This window comes from Rhodococcus sp. CX (genome assembly GCF_015865005.1).
In the GTDB taxonomy this organism is placed as follows: Bacteria; Actinomycetota; Actinomycetes; order Mycobacteriales; family Mycobacteriaceae; genus Rhodococcus.
In genome coordinates, this window is record NZ_JADZGH010000261.1 from 35991 (window position 1) to 39668 (window position 3678).

The following is a 3678-nucleotide window of genomic DNA, read 5'->3' on the forward strand; positions in this document are numbered from 1 at the left end:
ACGAACATGCCGACGAGATCGTCGAGCGCGGCCTCGCCGCGGCCCGCGATGGGTGCGCCGATCGCGATGTCGTCGGTGCCGGACAGCCGCGCCAGCAGGGACGCGAGCGCCGCGTGCACGACCATGAACGGGGTCGCCTGACGGTCACGCGCCAGCGCGCCGATCGCGTCCTGCAGCCGGGCCGGGAGCGTGAACGTGTAGGCCGCGCCCCGGTTGGTGGCCACCGCCGGCCGCGGCCGGTCGCTCGGGAGGTCCAGCTGGTCGGGGATGCCCGCCAGCCGCTCGGTCCAGTAGCCGAGCTGCCGTGCGATCACCGATTCGGGATCGGACTCGGCGCCGAGCACCTCGCGCTGCCAGAGCGTGAAGTCGGCGTACTGCACCGGCAGCGGTGCCCACGCCGGGGCTTCACCGCGCGAGCGGGCGGCGTACGCGATCATCACGTCCCGGGTCAGCGGTGCCATCGAGAAGCCGTCGGCGGCGATGTGATGGACCGAGAAGACCAGGACGTGTTCGCCGTCGCCGAGCTGCAACAGCGCGGCACGCACGGGAACCTGTGCGGTGACGTCGAATCCGGACTCGACGATCTCGGTGACCACCTCGAACGCCGAGTCCGCGGTGACGGCTCGCACGTCCAGTTCGACCCCGGCCTCACCGGCGGGCAGCACCACCTGGTGCCCGGCGCCGTCGACCTCCGGGTAGACGGTACGGAGCACCTCGTGCCGGGCCACCACGTCGGCGACCGCCGCACGCAGCGCGTCGACGTCGAGTTCGCCGGACAGGCGCACCGCCACCGGGATGTTGTCGACCGCGGACGCGGTGTCGAACCGGTTGAGGAACCACATGCGGGACTGCGCCAGCGACAGCGGGATCCGGTCCGGGCGCGGCTGCGGCTCGAGCGGCGCACGCCGGCCCGAACCGGCGCGGGATTCGACGCGGGCCGCGAGGGCCGTCACCGTCGAATCCTCGAACAGGACACGCACGGGCACCTCGGTGTCGAGGGCCGCCCCGAGCCTCGCCGCGACCTGCGTCGCGACGAGCGAGTTGCCGCCGAGCGCGAAGAAGTCGTCGTCGGCACCGACGCGATCGACGCCGAGAACGTGCGCGAACGTGCCCCGACCGCGGACTTCACCGCGGCCACCTCGACATCCGCGCCGTCCGCCGGCACCACGTACGCGACGAGCTGCTGACCGAGTTCCCCGTCGTGGACCACCACGACGGACTGTGCGATCTCGGGCAGGTCCGTCAGCGCCGACTCGATCTCGCCGAGTTCGATGCGCAGACCGCGGACCTTCACCTGGAAGTCGGTGCGGCCGATGTATTCCAGTTCCCCGGCGGCCGACCACTTCACGAGGTCACCGGTCCGGTACATGCGCGTGCCGGTCGCGAACGGGTCGGCGACGAACCGTTCCGAGGACAGGTCGGGACGCCGCACGTAGCCACGCGCGACCTGGACACCCGACAGGTACAGCTCCCCGGCGACACCCACGGGCACCGGCTGCAACCGGTCGTCGAGCACGTACACCCGGGTGTTCCACACGGGCGCACCGATCGGCACGGTCACGACGTCCGCGTCGGTGACCTCGTGGAAGGTCACGTCCACCGCGGCCTCGGTCGGCCCGTAGAGGTTGTGCACGGCGACCCCGGGCACGAGTTCCCGCATCCGCGCGGCGATCGGCGCGGGCAGCGCCTCACCCGAGGCGAACACCATCCGCAGTCCGGATCCCGCCGCGCTCGGCTCGGCGACGTACGCGGCGAGCATCGACGGCACGAAGTGCACGACCGTGACGCCGGCGTCGGCGACGAGCCGGGCCAGCGCCGCCGGATCGCGGTGCACGTCCGGTGCCGCGACGACCAGGCGGGCACCGATCTGCAAGGGCCAGAAGAACTCCCAGACCGACACGTCGAACGTGAAGGGGGTCTTCTGCACGACCACGTCGTCCGCGGTCAGTTCGTACTGCCCCTGCATCCACAGCAGACGGTTGACGATCGCGGCGTGCGCGACCGCCACACCCTTCGGGCGGCCCGTCGAACCGGACGTGAAGATCACGTAGGCGGTGTTGTCCGGGAGGACGGCACCGAGCCGTTCGGCGTCCGTGACCGGACCGTCCGGGTAGCCGGAGACGTCGAGCCGATCGAGCAGCACCACGTCGCGGCCCGGAGCCTCGATCGCGTCGGTGCTCGTGGACAGCACGAGCACGGGATCCGCGGTCGCGAGCACGTACTCGTTGCGTTCGGCCGGCTGGTCGGGATCGATCGGCACGTACGCGCCGCCCGCCACGACCACCGCGTACATGCCGACGAGCAGTTCGGTCGAGCGACGCATCGTCAGGGCGACGAGCGCATCGGGACCGACACCCGACGCGATCAGGACCCGCGCCAGCCGGTGCACCCGCGACGCGAATTCGCGGTAGGTCAGGGTCTCGTCACCGAACACGACCGCCGGGGCGTCCGGGGTCCGCGCGACCTGCGCCTCGAACAGATCCACGAGGGTCGCGGTCGAATCGGTCTCGTGTGCGGTGTCGTTCCACGTTTCGAGGACCGAGATCCGTTCGGCCGCATCCAGCACCGGAACGTCACCGACCCGCAGGGCCGGATCGGAGACGACCGCCGCGAGCACCCGGGTGAACCGCTGCGCGAGCGACGCCACGGTCGCCTCGTCGAACAGATCGGTCGCGTAGGTGACACCGGCGGCGATTCCCGCGGGCGAACCGTCGGCGGCGAACGTGTCCGACAGCACGAACTGCAGGTCGAACTTCGCGGTGCGGTTCTCGGCCTGCACACCGGCGACCGTCAGCCCCGGCAGCTCGAAGCTCGACTGCCCGATGTTCTCGAACGTGAGCATCACCTGGAACAGCGGGTGCCGCGCCTGCGACCGCGGTGGATCCAGCACCTCGACGAGCCGCTCGAACGGCACGTCCGCGTGCCCGAACGCACCGAGATCGGTGTCCTTGACCCGGGACAGCAGGTCGGTGAACGGCTCCGAGCCGTCGATGCGCGTCCTCAGGACCAGCGTGTTGACGAACATGCCCACCACGTCGTCCAGCGCGGCCTCGCCGCGACCGGCGACCGGCGTGCCGATCGCGATGTCGTCGCTGCCGGACATGCGTGCCAGGACCGCGGCCAGCGCCGCGTGCACCACCATGAACGCGGTCACGCCCGTACGCCGCGCCAGGTCGGCGATGCCGGCCTGGACGTCCGCTCCGATCTCGAAACGGTGGTCGCGGCCGGTGTTCGACGCGACGGCCGGCCGGGGCCGGTCGGTGGGCAGATCCAGCTGATCCGGCACACCCTCCAGCGCGGTGGTCCAGTAGTCGAGCTGGCCGGCGATCAGCGACCGCGGATCGTCCTCGGCCCCCAGGACCTCGCGCTGCCACAGCGTGTAGTCCGCGTACTGCACCGAGAGCGGTGCCCACGACGGGTGCTCCCCGCGCGACCGGGACGCGTACGCGACCATCACGTCCCGGGTCAGCGGTCCCATCGAGAAACCGTCGGCCGCGATGTGGTGCGCCACGACCACCAGCACGTGCTCGTCCGGGGCGACGCGCAACAGCTCCGCGCGCACCGGCACCGCGGTGGTGACGTCGAATCCGGTTCCCACCGCGGCGAACACCCGCTCGAGCGCCTCGGACTCGGTCACCTCGCGCGGCGGGAGCTCGATCCGTGCCTGCGCGGCCGTCA

General features: G+C 71.6%; 1 pseudogene. It reads right to left on the bottom strand.

From position 1 onward, the window contains the following. Positions 1-3678 (bottom strand): annotated as a pseudogene (locus tag I0Q12_RS28880) (amino acid adenylation domain-containing protein); the annotation flags it as partial.